This window comes from Paenibacillus sp. FSL H8-0079 (assembly GCF_037991315.1).
Lineage (GTDB): Bacteria > Bacillota > Bacilli > Paenibacillales > Paenibacillaceae > Paenibacillus.
The window spans coordinates 1,911,275-1,929,065 of sequence record NZ_CP150300.1 but is presented as its reverse complement, the minus strand read 5'-3'; the positions used below and the strand labels follow the sequence as shown (position 1 = coordinate 1,929,065).

General features: G+C 46.4%; 14 protein-coding genes. 5 read left to right on the top strand and 9 right to left on the bottom strand.

Going from position 1 to position 17,791, the window contains the following annotated elements; genetic code table 11:
* Positions 1-54: 54 nt before the first annotated feature.
* The 3 genes from MHI06_RS08805 to MHI06_RS08795 all read right to left on the bottom strand — a co-directional run bounded on the left by MHI06_RS08805 (position 55) and on the right by MHI06_RS08795 (position 3,574).
* A complete protein-coding gene (locus tag MHI06_RS08805) occupies positions 55-1,602 on the bottom strand; it encodes an extracellular solute-binding protein (RefSeq protein WP_340401232.1) in 1,548 nt (515 codons plus the stop codon).
* Positions 1,603-1,708: 106 nt separating this feature from the next.
* Positions 1,709-2,638, bottom strand: a complete 930-nt coding sequence (locus MHI06_RS08800) for a carbohydrate ABC transporter permease (RefSeq protein WP_169478875.1) — start codon at positions 2,636-2,638, stop codon at positions 1,709-1,711.
* A gap of 30 nt (positions 2,639-2,668) precedes the next feature.
* Positions 2,669-3,574, bottom strand: coding sequence for an ABC transporter permease subunit (locus MHI06_RS08795; protein ID WP_017689672.1), 906 nt, complete (start codon positions 3,572-3,574; stop codon positions 2,669-2,671).
* Positions 3,575-3,972: 398 nt separating this feature from the next.
* On the opposite strand from MHI06_RS08795, the gene MHI06_RS08790 reads away from it, so the two are divergent.
* The gene (locus MHI06_RS08790; RefSeq protein WP_340401231.1) at positions 3,973-6,225 is read left to right on the top strand and encodes an AraC family transcriptional regulator; all 2,253 of its coding nucleotides are present in this window, start codon (positions 3,973-3,975) and stop codon (positions 6,223-6,225) included.
* Positions 6,226-6,354: 129 nt separating this feature from the next.
* Here the strand turns inward: MHI06_RS08790 and trmB are convergent, their stop codons facing one another.
* Together trmB and MHI06_RS08780 are read right to left on the bottom strand one after the other, a co-directional pair.
* Positions 6,355-7,110, bottom strand: coding sequence for a tRNA (guanosine(46)-N7)-methyltransferase TrmB (gene trmB, locus MHI06_RS08785; protein ID WP_340401230.1), 756 nt, complete (start codon positions 7,108-7,110; stop codon positions 6,355-6,357).
* Positions 7,111-7,262: 152 nt separating this feature from the next.
* A complete protein-coding gene (locus MHI06_RS08780) occupies positions 7,263-7,463 on the bottom strand; it encodes a hypothetical protein (protein ID WP_036610190.1) in 201 nt (66 codons plus the stop codon).
* Between the two features lie 318 nt (positions 7,464-7,781).
* On the opposite strand from MHI06_RS08780, the gene MHI06_RS08775 reads away from it, so the two are divergent.
* The 4 genes from MHI06_RS08775 to MHI06_RS08760 all read left to right on the top strand — a co-directional run bounded on the left by MHI06_RS08775 (position 7,782) and on the right by MHI06_RS08760 (position 11,509).
* Positions 7,782-8,735, top strand: coding sequence for a TIGR01212 family radical SAM protein (locus MHI06_RS08775; RefSeq protein ID WP_169478879.1), 954 nt, complete (start codon positions 7,782-7,784; stop codon positions 8,733-8,735).
* On the top strand, positions 8,736-9,320 hold the full coding sequence (locus MHI06_RS08770; protein ID WP_340401229.1) for a class I SAM-dependent methyltransferase: 585 nt from the start codon (positions 8,736-8,738) through the stop codon (positions 9,318-9,320).
* Between the two features lie 189 nt (positions 9,321-9,509).
* Positions 9,510-10,487 carry a type I phosphomannose isomerase catalytic subunit gene (locus tag MHI06_RS08765; RefSeq protein WP_340401228.1) on the top strand — a complete coding sequence of 326 codons (978 nt, stop codon included), beginning with the start codon at positions 9,510-9,512 and terminating at the stop codon, positions 10,485-10,487.
* 41 nt (positions 10,488-10,528) lie between these two features.
* The gene (locus MHI06_RS08760) at positions 10,529-11,509 is read left to right on the top strand and encodes an alpha/beta fold hydrolase (RefSeq protein ID WP_340401227.1); all 981 of its coding nucleotides are present in this window, start codon (positions 10,529-10,531) and stop codon (positions 11,507-11,509) included.
* A 131-nt stretch (positions 11,510-11,640) separates the two neighbouring features.
* On the opposite strand, the gene odhB is transcribed toward MHI06_RS08760, so the two are convergent.
* The 4 genes from odhB to MHI06_RS08740 form a co-directional block, all read right to left on the bottom strand.
* Positions 11,641-12,912, bottom strand: a complete 1,272-nt coding sequence (odhB, locus tag MHI06_RS08755) for a 2-oxoglutarate dehydrogenase complex dihydrolipoyllysine-residue succinyltransferase (protein ID WP_340401226.1) — start codon at positions 12,910-12,912, stop codon at positions 11,641-11,643.
* Positions 12,913-12,917: 5 nt separating this feature from the next.
* Positions 12,918-15,791, bottom strand: a complete 2,874-nt coding sequence (locus MHI06_RS08750) for a 2-oxoglutarate dehydrogenase E1 component (protein ID WP_169478884.1) — start codon at positions 15,789-15,791, stop codon at positions 12,918-12,920.
* A gap of 623 nt (positions 15,792-16,414) precedes the next feature.
* Entirely contained in the window at positions 16,415-16,900 is a 486-nt protein-coding gene (locus MHI06_RS08745) for a GNAT family N-acetyltransferase (RefSeq protein WP_340401225.1), read from the bottom strand.
* Between the two features lie 291 nt (positions 16,901-17,191).
* Positions 17,192-17,701: an 8-oxo-dGTP diphosphatase gene (locus MHI06_RS08740; protein ID WP_264930184.1), complete on the bottom strand. Its 510-nt coding sequence runs from the start codon at positions 17,699-17,701 to the stop codon at positions 17,192-17,194.
* Positions 17,702-17,791: the final 90 nt, after the last annotated feature.

Here is a 17,791-nt window from a genome sequence, read left to right as displayed (position 1 = left end):
TAAAAGGTGCCTTCGGATCTGAAGGCACCTTTTCTGTATGAAGGAAAGTACAAACTATTGGATGCCCGCTGACTTCAAGTACTCCTGCCACTGCTTGGTGTACTCTGCCTGAATTTTTTCCAATCCTGCTTGTTTAGCCTTCTCCATGAATGTGTTCAATCCAGCCTCCACGTCTGCCACCAATCCCACATTAAGCGGATACAAATATTGTTTTTCCACTTGCTCTAATGCAGCCTTCTCGGCTTGGTACGGAGTCCAGTCTTCAGCAAATCCTGTGAAAATATCCGGCTTTTTGATTTTGTCGAGATCTTCAAACATGGTCAGTACATCATCAAAGGTTTTATCATAGAGCATGAATTCCGGATTACGCCATGCCCAGCCATTCATGCCTTCACGTGGGAAGCCGTTCGTTTGTGCATCACCGACCATTTTGTAGTAACCATTATCTACCTCGAAGTTTTTACCCTCAACGCCGTATTCAGTCAACCAGTTGTAGCGTTTGTCTGTCACGAGCTTCTCATAAAACGCCAATGCTTTTTCCGGGTTTTTACTGCTACGCGGAATCGCAAATCCGTTATGGATCGGGTGAACCGGTTGTGCAAACCCTTTCGCATTCGGATACGGGAAATAAGCGAGTTTCCAATCTGGATGCGTAGACTGCACCTTGATTACATCTGCATTAAATTTGTTCGGGTTCTCCCCGGAGAGAACAACTGCCGCTTTTCCATTTTGCAGCAACGAGTTGGAAGTATCCTTTACATTCAGTACGTTTTTCGGGAAGAAGCCTTTGTCCATCCAGCGCTTGTATGTTTTCAGGTCTTCCAGATGCTGCGCCGATCCCCAGTAGGAACTCACGGTTGATGGTGAGTCATACATAATATCCAGTCCATATGGGAGTTGACCTGCTGTATTAACCAGCTTTGATGTCAATTGACGGATACCATGAGTATGGTTGGCATTGCTATCCGCAATCGGAATCATATTGGGTTCGTTAGCTTTGATGCCCTCCAGATACGCTTCGAGCGTCTCCAACGATTCCGGCTTCGGAAGATTGTACTTCTCGCGCAAGTCCTCACGATACGCAATTCCCTCTGTTACATACTCAATCCATGTCGATGGAACCGTATAGATTTTGTCATTGATTTTGACTGCATTCCACATATCTTCAGGTACATGAGCCTTCAGTGCTGGCGCTGCTGTTGGCAGCATTTCATCCAGCGGCAGGAACGCGCCCTTCTTCGCATAGGACTGGTAGAATGTCCAATCCGCTGTAAAGATCAGATCGATCGGCTGTCCGGAAGACAGCAGCAGTTTATATTTTTGATCCCAGTCGGTCCAGGAGGTGTAGTTGAATTTCACATTGACGTTCAGATCAGCCTCAGCCAGCTTGTTGATCTCGGATTCAATGACAGGCAGATCTTTGGGAGCATCCCCAAGCATGTAAAATTGAAGCGTTACTTTCTCGCCTTTGCTCTCGGACGCTCCTCCCTGCTCACTTCCTTGCGTCGATCCCCCCGAACCGTTATTACATGCGGCAAGCACCCCGGCGAATAACATCAGGGCAAGTACCAGAGACAGGTGCCGAATTGTTTTGTTACGCATACGCATCCTCCCTTTTTGTGGTGAACCTTTATATGTTAGCGCAGACTCGCCATGCTTCAAGCCGAAGATGATGCTAATGGCCTGACACCCACAGCGTGTTCACGTTCTAACCTTTCACTGCACCAATCGTAAGTCCTTTAACAAAATAACGTTGTACAAACGGATAAAGGAACAGAATCGGTCCCGTAACAACGATAGCCATCGCCATCTTGGTTGATTCCGTAGGCACATCCTGACTGAGCGTGATCCCTGTGCCAATCGCCATCTGGTCAATAAAAGTAATCGTGTTCATCGTGTTATAGAGATAAAATTGCAGCTGGTACATATCCGGGTTGTTAATGAAAAGGGATGAAGTAAACCAGTCATTCCAGTAACCCAGTGCCAGAAACAGACCTACGGTTGCGATACCAGGCATCGCCAGTTTCAACACAATGCTGAAATAGATGCGGAAGTCATTCGCTCCATCAATTTTAGCGGACTCAATCAACTCATCCGGCACAGCCGAACGAATAAAGTTTTTCATCAGGATAATGAGAAATGGTGTCATCAACCCCGGGAAAATCAGTACCGTGTACGTATCCATAAGGTTGAAATAGTTCGCCAGCATAATGTACCAAGGCACGAGCCCCCCACCAAACAACGTTGTAAAGTAGATAAAAAACGAGAAGGTATTCCGATACTTGAAGTCTTTACGCTGGAGTACAAATCCGGCCATCGTGATGAGGAAAAGCCCAAGCGTAGTCCCCACCACCGTTGTAAAGACCGTTACCCCATAAGCCTTGAGTACCTTTGTAGGGAATGTAAAAACCATTTTGTAGCCTTCCAGGGAAAAGTCCGTCGGAAAGAGGTGATACCCATCCCTCACAATGGACTCGTTGCTGCTGAATGAACCCGATAATATTAGTAGAAACGGTAGCAGACACATGATCGATAAAATGATGATGACGCTGTAGGCAATCAGTTGAAACATGAAGGTGAATTCCGAATCTCTGAGACGAGTATTCGTTCGCGTGTGAGTATTCATTGGCGTGTTCATGATCGTTCTCCCTCCTGCCCTGCGGGCGTTCTAGAACAAGGCGTAGTCCTCATTTACTTTGCGAATAATATAGTTGACGGTCATGATTAAAATAAATCCGAATAACGACTGATACAAACCGGCAGCTGTTGCCATCCCGATATCAAACGTTACTTTCAGTGAACGATACACATACGTATCAATGATATCCGTCGCGTTGTACAGCACCCCGTTATTACCGATCAGTTGATAGAAAAGGTCGAACTGACCCTTCATAATGCTGCCGAGCGAGAACAACAGCAGGATGACAAAGGTTGGCTTTAGCATCGGTACCGTGATGTACCAGATTCGCTGAAAAATATTGGCCCCATCGATTCGGGCAGCCTCATAATACTCGTCACTGATCCCCGTTATCGCAGCTAGATAGATGACCATACTGTATCCAAGATTTTTCCACAGATAAAAGATGATGATCAGGAACACCCAGATCCAGGGTGTGTTATAAATGTCGACCGGGCCCGCCTCGAAACGTTTGAGCACCGTGTTCACGAAACCTGATTCATAGTTAAACATGTTGTAAGCGATTACACTTAATAGTACAAACGAGATGAAATACGGCAAGAACATGACGGATTGCGTGATTTTTTTGAATAACCTGCCCCGGATTTCGCTAAGCATGATCGCGCAGAAGATCGCCAGACCGTTTCCTAATATAATGAAGGCGAGATTGTAACCCACGGTGTTGGTTGTGAGCTTCAGCAGCATTCCGGATTGCCATAGGAACTTAAAGTTCTCCAGACCAACAAATGGACTGCCGAATAATCCTCCTTCAAAATCATACCGGGTAAATGCATAATAGATGCCGACCATCGGAAAATACGAGTTAATCAGAAAAAAGATCAGCGTGGGCAACAGCATCAGAAACATGATTTTGTTCTTGTTCAATTCTTTGAGCATGGCTCGATCCCTCCCGAATTTCTTGCGGTGCTGCGTGGTGGAGCTCTCTTTTTATTGTAGATGCTCGCTCCGCTCACGGATACTGAAGCTTCCCGTCAGAAAATGAACGATTCTGCGAAATGAACTATGAACAAAACGAACGAACCATGAAATGAACACACATCCGTTCACAAATGTTGATATCGTGCATAGGCTAAACCCAGTGAACAATCCAGCGAAAGTTGAACTTTATGTAGAGAAAACAGACAAAACAGCCTGTCCAGCATTGATGTAAACGCATACATAATATATAATTCAAGATACTCTTGCTCTTCTGCTCATCCATATATGAAATCTAGCGTATGTATATGAAGTTCTACGTTGTTCACCCAAAACAGGAGGTCCGAGGGGGAAAAGGAATGCGTAAACGTTCAGAGGACAGTAAGAAGGTCTTCACACGGATTCTGATCGGCATTATTATCAGTACCGTTGCGACCTTGCTTGTGGCTTCTGCCATTTTGTACGTCAATTATAATCGTATTGCTCTTCGCCAGGTATATCGGACAGATATGAACAGTCTTACTCAAACCAGCCGTGAAGTGGCCAAAATGACCGAGACTGCGAAATCCTTGTCATATCAGATTTATCAAGACTACACCATTTCTTCATTACTGCTCTATTCCAAACCGAATATCTATGAGATCACATCGGCGATGGAGCAGCTCGACAACTACCGTATGTCCCTTCCTTTTATCGAATCCATCTATGTATATAACTCCAAAAGCAATGAATTCTTTATCAGTTCCAACGTACGCAATGGGCAGCAGTCCATCTCAGAGATCGACGATCAGGGGATTACAAGTATCCTCCAACGCTTCCATGACTATAAACCTTTTGTGCCCATACCGCGTACATATCAGGTCGGCTCTACCGAAGCAACAGAGGTTAACAGCTACACCTATCTCTGTTATGACACGATCAATGACAATGCCAAACTAAACTATGCTGTCATCGTTAATATCAAGGATGATTGGCTCAGTCCGAATATGAATGCTGTGGATCAACCAGGCAAGACCTTTATCGTGAATGAGAATGGAGACCTTCTATCTGACTTTGGCGACCGTGCATTGATGAAAAATCTCTCCAGCGAAGCTTTTATGGAGCCAATCATGCAGGACATGCAGCAGTCCGCGTACTTTACGGAGGAGGTCGACGGAGAAAAATCGCTCATTACGTACACCGCTCCCGATGACCTGGGCTGGCGTTATGTGAGAATAACACCGTATGATCTGATTACCTCAGATATACGGAGTATGCGAACACATACCATTCTGTTTTGTGTCGGACTTCTCATCGCAGGCTTGCTACTCTCTTACCTTGTGTCCCGAAAACTATATCATCCCATTGATAAGGTGCTTGTTCGTTTGCGTGTGATGGAAGCGGAGCGACGTGGCAGTCTTCATTTGTTACGGCAGGATTTTCTGCGAGGAGCTCTGCAGGGTCGTGAAACAGTAACCGGAGGTATGCTGGAAGAACGAATGAAGTTCTATGGTTCCTCCATTGACGTTCAACATGCGTCTAGACTAGTCTTGCTGCGGATTGACCATTTTACCGAATTCAATGAAACGTATCGTGACGAGACCCAGCTTGTAAAATACGCCATGATGAACATCTGCACCGAGACAGCCGATCTCCACTACAATGCGGAAGCTGTGGACATGGGCGGTGATCTGATCACACTCATCTTCAATGAAAAAGAGGAACTTCCTGAACTTGGCCAACCTGCTCCTAACCGGATCGAAGAATTGTTACGTATGATGCAGGCTGCTGTAATGACCCATTTAAAATGCTCTATCTCCTGCACCATCGGCACGGAAGAAGATTCATTGGAAGACAGTATTGCATCCTACACCAGATCAGCCGAAGCCTCACTGCATCGTTTGTTCATGGGACCAGGCTGTCTAATCTATACCGCTGACATCATGGCTTATCACACCAAAGAATACGCATTCCCGGCAGGTAAGGAAAGACAACTTGTCGATTATCTAATGACAGGCAAGACGAGAGAAGCCAAACAAGTCTATGCAGACATCGTCGGCGAGACAGCCGCATACCCTTTTACCGTCTTCCAGCTAGCCTTATCCCATCTGACAATGACACTGAATCATGTACGGAACACCCTCAAGAAGAACAATCAGCTTACGCTTGATTCAATCTCGGATGGTCTAATGCTTCCTGTCAAAGACGCTGAAGACATCAGTGAAGTACATGAACACTTCTATCGGATGTTCGATGAGCTTGGTTCCAAAGTCGAGGAGAAACGCACACTGAAGCACGAAGAGTTGATTCGTAAAATCAATGGTATTATTGAGCGGGACTATGCCGATCCCAATCTCTGTCTAACCTCGATTGCAGATGAACTGGGCATGTCGCCCATCTATGTGAGCAGGCTCTACAAACAACTCACCCTGAAAGGGCTCACGGATGTGATTAACGAAACCCGGATAGCTAAAGCTCAACATTTGCTTGTAGAGACAGAGAACTCCGTTGCCGATATTGCCGAGAGAACCGGATTCACCAACAGTTCCTACTTCTACCGCATGTTCAAAAAGTTCAACGGTGTTACGCCAAACGATTATCGCCGCAAAGAGTTCCATTCAGAGAACTTTTGACTTCATACCAGACATGAGTTCTATAGAGCGTTGTCCATTGAGCGTTGACGCAAAAAAGAGCGACCTATGAGAATGAACCATTCACCTCATCTGACGCTCTTCTTGTATAAATTTAATTTTGATTTCGATTTATTCCTGTTCCTGATCTTCGCCAGACTCATCCGAAGCTTCACGGACTTTATACTTGTCCAGACGTATCTGCTGATACTCACGCAAGGCCTCTTCACCAACGATCACTTCAACGCGGTGAATGTTCATGCCTTTGCCCATGAATTTCTGTTCGTACTCCGTCATCACATGTTCTTCATTCAAGCCATCACGATGCAGATTCAAAGAAATATTGGTCATTTGCAGGCCAAAGTCGGAAATCGCGTTGAGCGAGAAATCAAACAGCGTCTCCGAATCGGTTTTGAAATGAATCTGTCCTTTTGGATTAAGCAGTTCCGTATATTTCTTCAGGAAGCGCGGGTGCGTCAAGCGACGGCGTGCATGCTTTGCTTTTGGCCAAGGATCACTGAAGTTCAAATAAATGCGTTCCAGTTCTTCCGGTTCAAAAACTTCCTCGATCTGTTCAATATTCGCCAGCGCAAGCTTCAGGTTCGGAGGTGTCTCCACATCAGCCTGACTCCACGCATTACGAGCTTTCTCACTGGCACGACGTACCAGTTCATCATACATATCAATACCGATAAAATTGAATTCCGGATATTTATAACTCATTTGGCTGATAAATTGACCTTTACCCATACCAAATTCCACGAAGATCGGATGGTCGTTGCCAAATAGTTCAGACCATTTTCCTTTATGTTGCTTGGGGTCCAGTACAACAAGATCGACTTGTTGCTCCAGATTTTCTCTTATCCCTTTTCTGCCACGTAAACGCATTTTATTCCTCCGTTTGTCCCATACTTGTCTCAGACTTATTTTGCCGAAGAACTGGCAAATTGTAAAGAGCAATGAAAAGGGAATCTTCGGATCTGCCACTTTGGGCAAATCTCAAAGATTCCCTCTTCGATTTATTTGGAATTGGGGTCCAACTACTTTAGTAGTTCATAGTCTACCTTATCTTGGTGTGAAAAATCAAATGTCTTTTCGAAAGCATCGCGAACTTTTTGTCTTGCAGCCGCTTTCACTTTCGGATTTCCATTAAAACGAACACCTGTTAAAGCCAGTGCTTCTTCTGCCGTCAATTCAACAGACACATGATTCAATTCATTGTTTTTAACTTGGGAATTCATTCATATCACCTCACGGTATAGTATGGTCCATGACGTCAACGTTGATTCAAATGCTATGATGAATAATACCCATTAGATGGTGTCTGACGTTGATTTAAATATAACACAAGGTGTAAACTATAGCAAGCAGAAAACCTTGATTTTACGGCCTATTTTTGCGTTTCGATTCCCTTTTTTTTCAGTTTTTTGATACAATGATAAATGTTCATGAAGACACCTATTATCGCTATCGAATGTCATTGATGGAAATCGCATAGCGCTTCTTCTTTTGTTCACGTATGATTACGGTAATTTGACAGCCAAAGGAGTACCCTGAAGATGAATGCACCTGCATTACAGTCCCCTCTCCTGTGGGGAGATAAACGATTCCATACCTGGAATTATGAGATGCGAGATCAATTTAACAATAAGGTTTTCAAAGTGATGCTGGATGCCGGATTCACCTGTCCCAACCGTGACGGTTCCATTGCCAAAGGTGGTTGCACCTTCTGCAGTGCGCGTGGATCAGGCGATTTTGCTGGCAGCAGACGTGAAGATCTGGTCACCCAGTTCAATACGATAAGAGATAAACAACATCTCAAGTGGCCTACCGCCCATTATATTGGCTACTTTCAAGCCTATACGAACACGTATGCTCCGGTTGAGGAGCTGCGCGAATATTTTGAAGAAATTCTTGAGCAGCCCGGTGTTGTTGGTTTGTCCATCGCCACTCGCCCGGATTGTTTGCCAGATGATGTTGTTGATTATTTGGCTGAACTCAATGAGCGCACCTACCTGTGGGTTGAGATGGGGCTTCAAACCATCCATGATTCCACATCGACATTGATCAATCGGGCGCACGACACGAAGTGTTACGAAGAAGCGGTTGAGAAACTGCGCAAACGGAATATACGTGTGTGCACACATATCATATATGGTCTGCCTCAAGAGACGCATGAAATGATGCTGGATACTGGACGTGCCGTCGCCAACATGGATGTGCAGGGCATCAAGATTCACCTGCTGCATCTGATGCGCAAAACGCCGATGGTGAAGCAATATGAAGCCGGACTTCTACGTTTTCTGGAACAAGACGAGTATATCAAGCTGATCGTGGATACGTTGGAGATGCTACCACCGGAAATGATCGTACACCGTCTTACAGGCGACGCACCGCGTGATTTGCTGATTGGACCGATGTGGTCCCTCAACAAATGGGAAGTGTTGAACTCCATTGATCGTGAGCTGCGAGAGCGGGATACATGGCAAGGGAAGTATTGGAGGCGAGCATAGATGGGCTTTCTTTCGGTTCTCAGCTGTGCGCATCAATGGATCGCTTCCCGTCTGCAGCCTGGTGATCTGACGATAGATGCAACCGTCGGTACAGGAGCAGACACATTATTTTTGGCACAACAAGTAGGCAGACGTGGACAAGTGATCGGATTCGATATTCAAAGTGAAGCCCTCACGCTGGCACAGGCCCGCATACGAAAACAAGACGACGAAGCCAAGCTTGGCTCCATCTCCATGCTTCAATTAAGCCATGATCGCATGGCAGAAGCGGTGCCTGAGTCATGGGTTGGTGAAGTTGGTGCGGTCATGTTCAATCTGGGGTACCTGCCTTCAGAAAGTGCAGATTCCTCCATCATCACCGAGACAGACAGTACAATTGCTGCGTTAGAGGCCGCACTCGCTTTATTACGTCCTCGAGGCATTATTACAGTTGCGCTCTACCCCGGCCATGACGGTGGGGCGCAGGAAGCAGCAGCCGTATTGGAATGGTCCTCTGCCCTGCCGGTAGAACAGGCACAGGTTGTGCTGTATCGCCAATTACAGCGAGAAACTTCTCCTTTTCTGATCGGAATCGAGAAAAAATAATTTCCTTTGTTCACCAAATACAATAAACTAGACACAATCGCAAGGTGAGCCATTACTGGCCTTCTCTTACTGCGATCTGTGTTCTAAACACACATATGCAAACGTATTCACTTGTTTGTTCATGGCGACTACATGCCCATGACTGATTAAAGCGATCCACCATTTCATATACTAGAGGAGAGATTACTGATGTCTACGCCATATCCATTACAATTCCAACCTGAATTCAAAGAACGTGTGTGGGGCGGTCGTGCGCTGGAGCAATTCGGTCTTACGCCCCCTGAAGGACATATCGGAGAAGGCTGGATGATTGCAGATCATCCCAACGGTACAACCAAGGTATTAAATGGAGCACTTGCTGGCAAGGGTCTGGATGAAGTTCGTGAACAACTGGGCACCGAATGGCTAGGAACCAAAGGCGTTTCCGAGAAAGGTGGACGTTTCCCCCTTTTGATTAAATTGCTCGACTGTAACGATGACCTGTCCGTTCAGGTTCATCCGACAGATGATTATGAGGCACTTCCTCCTGGCGAGCTTGGCAAGACAGAAATGTGGTATGTACTCGACGCGAAACCGGGCGCACACATCATCTATGGCTTGAATGAAGGCGTGGACCGTGCAACATTGAAAGAAGCATTGGAGAACGGTACGGTGATGGATACCCTTCGTCAAGTTCCTGTTGAAGCTGGCGATACGTTCTTTATCCCAGCTGGAACAGTACATGCGCTCTGTGCGGGTGTGGTTGTCGCTGAGATTCAGCAAAACTCGGATACGACGTATCGGATCTACGATTACAATCGTCCAGGGCTGGACGGCAAGCCACGTGAGTTGCATGTTGAAGACTCGCTGAATGTAACCGCCTATGAGGGCGCAGGTGCCTCAACGATGAAAACAAATAACGCCACGCCTGGTGAATGGCTCAAGCTTGCGAAATGCCCTTATTTTGTGGTTGAAAAAGGCATTGTGACTGAACGTTGGGAACTTTCCACCAATCCTGACAGCTTCACGATTCTCGTTGTCTGTGAAGGCGAAGGAACACTCTCGTGGGCACATGCTGGATCAGACAACATCGAATTGAAAGCTGGACAATGTTATCTCTTGCCAGCCAATCTGGGTTCTTATACTTTAGATGGAAATACCACTGTTCTTCGCTCTTATCTGCCATAAATCAAGCTTATATGTAACCTGTGAAGGAGGAATTACACGAGATGCAGGAATCTACCTTTGCCTTGGTCGGTAGTGAAGGTACCCGTATTCATGTGTACCGCTGGCTTCCCGATCCGGAATGCAATGTTAAGGGCGTCGTGCAAATCGCACACGGCATGGGTGAGACTGCGGCCCGTTACGCCGAGTTTGCCGACACTCTCACCAGACACGGTTACGCGGTCTATGCCAATGACCATCGGGGTCATGGCAAAACCGTGGAAAGTGCCAGCTTGCTCGGTAATGCTGGTATCGATGCCTTCCGCTGGATGGCGAGTGATATGATCAATCTGGGCGAAGTAGCCGCCAAGGAAAACCCTGGGGTGCCTCTGTTTCTAATGGGGCACAGTATGGGCTCGTTCTTGGTACAGCATCTCATGTACGCTGGTCATGAACGGTACCATGCCTTTATTTTATCCGGGACCAATGGCAGACGTGGTCTTCTCCGGGTTGGAGAGAAACTGGCCTTCTTGCAGTGTGGCATTCAGGGGGCTACTCATCCCAGCATGCTGCTTAATGCGATTGTATTCGGTGGATTTAACCGCTCTTTCCGCCCTGCGACAACTCCGTTTGACTGGTTGTCCCGGGACACGCTAGAGGTTCAACGGTTCATTGATGATCCCATGTGCGGAGCGGTCTGTACAGCAGGATTCTTCCGCGATTTCTTCAAATTGCTGCTTGAAGTTCATCTTCCACACAATATGGAGCGCATACCTAAACATAAACCTGTATATCTGTTCTCCGGTGAGAAGGACCCTGTTGGACTTCATGGCAAAGGCGTTCTTAATCTGGTCTCTCAGTATAAGAAGCTTCATCTGGAGAATATTGAGTACCACCTGTATCCAGGTGGACGCCATGAAATGCTGCATGAGACGAACCGAACAGAAGTGGCCCAGCACGTTGTGAGCTGGCTAGAGCGGAATACACCTGACTCTAGTGAACATGACGTTGCAATGAGCCCTGCTGAGATGGCTGACTCTGTATAAATGGTCGAAAAACATATAACCAAGCACAAGAACAAGAAGCCCCTGAATCGGATGTACAGCTCACGCTGCGCTCCATTCAGGGGCTTCTTTGTTAAACAATATGAATAATAGCTATGATCAAACCTTGTGGATTAACCTTCAATTAACAGCGATTCAGGGTCTTCAAGCAGTTCTTTTACGGTCACCAGGAAACGTACAGCTTCACTGCCGTCGATAATCCGGTGATCATAGGACAACGCGATGTACATCATCGGACGATTCTCCATCCGCTCTGCATCAATTGCCACTGGACGAAGCTGAATCTTATGCATCCCTAGAATACCTACTTGAGGTGTATTCAGGATTGGTGTAGATAACAGGGAACCGAATGTTCCACCATTGGTGATGGTGAACGTTCCACCTTGCAGATCAGACAACGCCAGCGTGTTGGAACGAGCTTTGGATGCCAGATCCGCAATGCTTTTCTCGATCTCGGCAAAGCCCAGACGATCAGCATCACGTACAACTGGTACAACCAGTCCTTCCTTCGCAGATACGGCGATGCCGATATCATAATACTTTTTGAGCACAACGTCTTCGCCATCAATCTCTGCATTAATTGTTGGGAATTTTTTCAAAGCTCCCACAACTGCTTTGGTGAAGAAGGACATGAAACCCAGATTGATCTCATGCTTCTCTTTGAACTTGTCCTTACGGCGTTTACGTACATCCATGATGGCAGTCATATCTACTTCATTAAACGTAGTCAACATGGCTGCTGTCTGCTGAGCCTCTACCAGACGTTTGGCAATGGTAGCACGGCGACGAGACATGCGTTGACGCTCCACTGGTTTGGTATAGGTTGAACTTCCCGCTGCCGGAGCACTTGGTGCCGATGGAGCTTTAGTTGCAGGTGGAGCAGCAGGAGCAGGCGCCTGATTACTGTGGCTCTTCACATCATCCTGGTATACCCGTCCAATCGGATCTTTGCTCTGAACCTGATCCAACTCGATACCACGCTCACGTGCAAGTTTACGGGCAGATGGTGAAGCTGTCTTGCCACTCTCGGATGACTCTGGTGCTGCAGCAACAGGTGCAGGTGGTGTTGGAGCTTCAGGTGCAGGAGTAGCGGCCTTTTTCTCTTCAGCTGCTGCCGGTTCGGAAGCGGGTGCACCGCTTCCTCCTCCAGATCCAGCCGAGAGTGTACCGATCGTTTCACCGATCTCTACAGTCTCCCCTTCCTGACGAATGATCTTCTCCAGCACGCCACTTTCTTCTGCGCTGATTTCGATATTTACTTTATCCGTTTCCAGTTCAAGAAGTACGTCACCCTGATTAACGGTATCCCCTTCTTTGACCATCCATCTGGATACAGTTCCCTCAGTTATTGACTCACCCATTGCAGGTACTTTAATTTCACTCACAGCTGTTACCTCCCCAGTGGAATATTATTCTTCGTCGTTTGCTTCAACGCAGATGTAATAATCTGTTGCTGTTCCATACTATGCACAAGTTGATAACCGCTGGAAGGACTTGCATGTTCCGGGCGACCTTCGTATCTAACGGTTGTGCCTTCCGGGGCGACTTCACGAAGACGAGGCTCCATGTATGTCCAGGCACCCATGTTTTTGTTTTCTTCCTGCACCCATACCAGCTCTTTTACATTGCTGAAACGTGCGAGTACACGTTTGATCTCTTCTGCCGGGAACGGATAGAGCTGTTCCACGCGAATAATGTGAAGCCATGACCAATCCGCTTTATCTTTTTCAAAAGCATCTTCCAGGTCAATGGCAATCTTGCCACTGCACAAAATAATGCGCTCCACGCGATCCGGCTGTGTACCCAGTCCAGCTTGCTCCAGCACAAGCTCAAACTTGCCTTCGCTGAATTCAACTGCCGGTGAAGCAACACGCGGATTCCGAATGAGACTTTTCGGTGACATCATCACAAGTGGACGAGCATCTTCTGTTTCAGTCAACGAAGCTTGACGACGCAACAAGTGGAAGTACTGGGAAGCACTCGACAAGTTGGCAACCGTCATGTTGTCTTCTGCACAAAGCTGCAGGAAGCGTTCCAGACGAGCACTTGTATGCTCAGGTCCTTGACCCTCATTCGCATGTGGAAGCAACATGACCAGACTGGATTTCTGGGACCACTTGGCGCGACCCGCTGATACAAACTGGTCAAAAATAACCTGTGCACAGTTGGCAAAGTCACCGAACTGGGCTTCCCAGATAACCAGTGTATCTGGTGAATATACGTTATATCCGTATTCGAATCCAACAACGGATTCTTCTGATAACGGACTGTTATAGATTGCAAAGGATGCTTTTGCCTGTGGCAAGTGATGCAATGGGCAGAACTTTGCTCCATTCTCCGAATCATGCAGTACCAGATTCCGATGAGCGAATGTAGCACGCTCGGCATCCTGTCCACTAATCCGAATTGGCTTGCCATCTGCCAGAATGGTTGCGAATGCGAGTGTCTCCGCAAGACTCCAATCCACTTTTTCCCCTTCATTCAGGGAAGTACTCCGACGCTGCAAAATCCGCTGCAACTTCGGATATACATTGAAATTCTCAGGCCATTTCAGCAGATCGGCATTAATGCTGCGCAAATTCTCCAGTGGTACCGCAGTCGGCGTAATCGTAACGGCTTCCGGCTCGCTGATTTTTCGTTGGTAATATTCATGTACTTCATTTTTCTTCATCTGGTCATAAGCTTCTTTTAATTTGTTCATTACTCCATCACGAATGCTCGCAATAGACGCATCATCGATAACCGATTCTTGCTTCAAGTGATCCTGATACAAGTGGCTTACCGTTGGATGGTTTTTCACCTTGTCATAGACGGTAGGCTGCGTCGTTTCGGGATCATCGGTTTCATTATGGCCGTAACGACGGTAACCGATCAAGTCGATCAGGAAATCCTTTTTGAAACGATTGCGATACTCTGCCGCCATGCGAATGGCTGCAATACAAGCTTCCGGATTGTCCGCATTCACGTGTACAATCGGAATTTCGTACCCCTTGGCAAGGTCACTTGCGTAGTACGTTGAACGGGAATCACTGCTATCTGTAGTGAAGCCCAGACGATTGTTCACGATAATATGAATGGTTCCGCCATTCTGATAACCTGGCAGAGCTTTGAAGTTCAGCGTCTCTGCAACGATCCCCTCTCCAGGGAATGCTGCATCACCATGCATCAAAATGGTGGCTGCCTTCGTTACGTCCTGCTTCGGATACCCAGGGTCACGACGGTCATCCTGAGCTGCACGTGCAAACCCTTGTACAACCGGATTAACGTATTCCAGATGGCTCGGGTTATTCGCCAGAGTAAGGCGAGCCTGCACGGTTTCCCCGTCTTTTACAAAACGGTTGGCACCCATGTGATATTTGACATCCCCCGTCCAACCATAGTTGATTCCGGTCGAACCTTCCGATGGAACCAGGTCTTTGTTCGGAGCATGATGAAATTCAGAGAAAATTTTGCTGTACGGTTTGCCCAAGACATGAGCCAGTACATTCAACCGTCCACGGTGGGCCATCCCCATCAGAATGTGGCTTGATCCGGCTTCTGCCATGATGCGAACAGCTTCATCCAGCATCGGTACAAGCACGTCGTTACCTTCAATGGAGAAACGTTTCTGCCCAACAAATGTTTTGTGAAGGTAATCTTCAAATTGCTCGACTTCAACCAAACGTTCCAGCAATGTCTTACGTTCCTTCGCCGTAAGTGGAGCCGGTGATGTCCGTGATTCCGCACGGCGATTCAGCCACTCGCGCTCTTGAACTTCGTGCACGTGACTGAATTCATAGGCCATGGGTCCAGTGTAAATCTGGCGCAAGCGTTGGATTGCATCCCATCCGGTTGCTGTCTGCCCATCTGCACCTTCCCAGATCAGAGAAGCAGGTAAGGCTTTCAGATCTTCTTCGTTTAATTCAAAATGCTGGGGCTCCAGCAAAGATGTATCTGTATCTTCACTGATTCCAAGCGGATCTATATCTGCAGCAAGATGACCATAGGTACGGATATTCCATACCAGTTTTCCCGCTGTAACCGCTTTCTGTAATAATTGAATGTCTACGTTTCCGGAAGCCAATTGGGCGTTGCCGGAATTCGAGGTTGTACGTGCATCCCTGCCAGACATCGGCGGTGCACCCCATTGTTCAAATAATTCCCGATAGGCCGGTGTAACCGAACCAGGGTCTTGAGTGAATAATTCATATTGTTCCTGTACGTATCCCATATTGGGGCCATAATAACTTTCCCAGGGCTTCTTGTTGCCTTCCACGATCGTCATCGACGTTCCCTCCGTCTTGATTTAGTCATAAGTTTTTGACGGAAATCATTGACTAAGCCGTAATTTGCGTTCGTTCAACATTTTAAGCGAAATTTTTCATGAAGTCCAATAATCGTGCTGTTGGTGGTAGTAACGTTAGTCCGACGCTCCCGTCAAGGTTTGTCTGCGTTTTCAAAATCATAGTAAAACAATGATTGTATATACCGTCGCACAGATGTCGAATACTGTCCTTATCCGTTCGAAGGTTACACCTTCTCCTCTTTTTCAAGTGAAGTCCGTGTTCTAATATCTATTCTATAAACTTTTACGCTCAGGAGCATTTCCTATTTTTAGTTCAATTGATGCATAAATTAGATGAATCGAATAAATCGAGCAATTTGAGCAGAACAACGAACGCTTAATTACATCAAAATAGGCATAGGTTCTCCCATTTTACCTCCTTAATTGAATTGTGGTCCATTATGTTCAAAAACAAACCGTCAAGTTAAACATTAACCAATTGACATCACATTCAACAAATAATTGGGTTTTTCTTCAGGAGACCAACAGAAAAAAGCTGGCCCAGACATAACTATCCGAGCAGCTTCTTTGGATACAGCAAATTCAATCCCAGCGAGTAGTTCCTATTTCTTTTCATCCTCTGTAACAGCATCCAGATCTATGGCCATACGAATCATATCTACACAGCGGATGCCATCCTCTATAATCTCTTCCTCATAATGCCTCACAAAGAAGTCGCGATCGACTCCGATAATGCGGAATCCGCAACGTTGGTATAACTTTAATTGATGAAAGCTTGAGTTACCTGTCCCAATCTCGAGAATCCGGCATCCCAGTCTCCGCGCAGCTTCCATCGCTTCTTTAATCATATGTTTGCCTACCCCTTGTCCCTGCAGTTCTTCCTGTACGGCAATATTAACAATCTCCGCAGTCTCTGGACGAGTCTTCAACAATACGAACTCCCCAACCATCTCTCCTTCATACTCGGCAATAAAACAAACACCCCGGCTCAAGTATTCGTCAACAATCGCTTTTGAAGGATCAGCCAACAATAAGAGCTCATACGGTTTCTCTTCTTCCCAGTCCAAAATCCGGAACGACAATTTCATGCCAATCTCCACCTTTTCATCGTACAATATTCATTTACGTCCTGTTTGCAGAAGCCTATGTATGGCGAATCTACAAATATATTATTCTTCGTTCCAACAAACTAGTTCACTCAATCTATTAACCACTTTCTGCTCCGGATTGATTTTGATAATGTCACTCGTCATCTCCCATAAAAAAAGTAAACTTCATTATATCATAATATCTGGATATAAATATATAGATAGGGATGATACAATATGATCCATCATGTAATGGAAATTTTACATGCTGTATCCAACCTTCCTATTGGCTTATCTAACTTCACTCTGTTCAAGAACCGAATCGCTATACACCATAAATGTCTCCTGCAGGGTACGTCCTGATGACTTCTCCCAGATCACACTCCGCTCAAAGGTTCCCGCCTGAAAAAAACGCGGGATACGTTCAGCAAACCAATCCTGCATAGGTAACTCGAACACCTGCTTCACAGGCACCCATAACAGTTCGCCTTCGGGAGGATCTTGCAATAACTCGCCTTCAAATGAAGTTGCCAAATAGTTGAATACCATGTATCGCAATCCTTGTTCGGGATCACAGAACTCATCAAGTCCTTTATACGTAATCTCATTAACCGCTAGCCCCGTCTCCTCCAAAACCTCTCGCACGGCACCGTCCACGATACTCTCTGGAAAATCCACCTTCCCCCCAGGAGCGATATATCCCGGAAATCCTTTGCGATCCGGCCGATTCATTAGCAGCACCTGATCATTCATTTTGTCCCATACCATACACATCGTTAATATCTCTATTCTGGTATTCATATTCGTCCTCCCACTAACATGCGCTTCTCTGCTGTACACTAACATTTCTGGGAATAACCTGTGTTTTCCTTCTTTATTCCCACGCTGATT

What these genes read in the sequence shown, in the direction of transcription:
- MHI06_RS08805 (WP_340401232.1), bottom strand. Translation starts at nt 1,602, where the DNA reads ATGCGTAACAAAACAATTCGGCACCTGTCTCTGGTACTTGCCCTGATG.
- MHI06_RS08800 (WP_169478875.1), bottom strand. Translation starts at nt 2,638, where the DNA reads ATGAACACGCCAATGAATACTCACACGCGAACGAATACTCGTCTCAGA.
- MHI06_RS08795 (WP_017689672.1), bottom strand. Translation starts at nt 3,574, where the DNA reads ATGCTCAAAGAATTGAACAAGAACAAAATCATGTTTCTGATGCTGTTG.
- MHI06_RS08790 (WP_340401231.1), top strand. Translation starts at nt 3,973, where the DNA reads ATGCGTAAACGTTCAGAGGACAGTAAGAAGGTCTTCACACGGATTCTG.
- trmB (WP_340401230.1), bottom strand. Translation starts at nt 7,110, where the DNA reads ATGCGTTTACGTGGCAGAAAAGGGATAAGAGAAAATCTGGAGCAACAA.
- MHI06_RS08780 (WP_036610190.1), bottom strand. Translation starts at nt 7,463, where the DNA reads ATGAATTCCCAAGTTAAAAACAATGAATTGAATCATGTGTCTGTTGAA.
- MHI06_RS08775 (WP_169478879.1), top strand. Translation starts at nt 7,782, where the DNA reads ATGAATGCACCTGCATTACAGTCCCCTCTCCTGTGGGGAGATAAACGA.
- MHI06_RS08770 (WP_340401229.1), top strand. Translation starts at nt 8,736, where the DNA reads ATGGGCTTTCTTTCGGTTCTCAGCTGTGCGCATCAATGGATCGCTTCC.
- MHI06_RS08765 (WP_340401228.1), top strand. Translation starts at nt 9,510, where the DNA reads ATGTCTACGCCATATCCATTACAATTCCAACCTGAATTCAAAGAACGT.
- MHI06_RS08760 (WP_340401227.1), top strand. Translation starts at nt 10,529, where the DNA reads ATGCAGGAATCTACCTTTGCCTTGGTCGGTAGTGAAGGTACCCGTATT.
- MHI06_RS08750 (WP_169478884.1), bottom strand. Translation starts at nt 15,791, where the DNA reads ATGACGATCGTGGAAGGCAACAAGAAGCCCTGGGAAAGTTATTATGGC.
- MHI06_RS08745 (WP_340401225.1), bottom strand. Translation starts at nt 16,900, where the DNA reads ATGAAATTGTCGTTCCGGATTTTGGACTGGGAAGAAGAGAAACCGTAT.
- MHI06_RS08740 (WP_264930184.1), bottom strand. Translation starts at nt 17,701, where the DNA reads ATGAATACCAGAATAGAGATATTAACGATGTGTATGGTATGGGACAAA.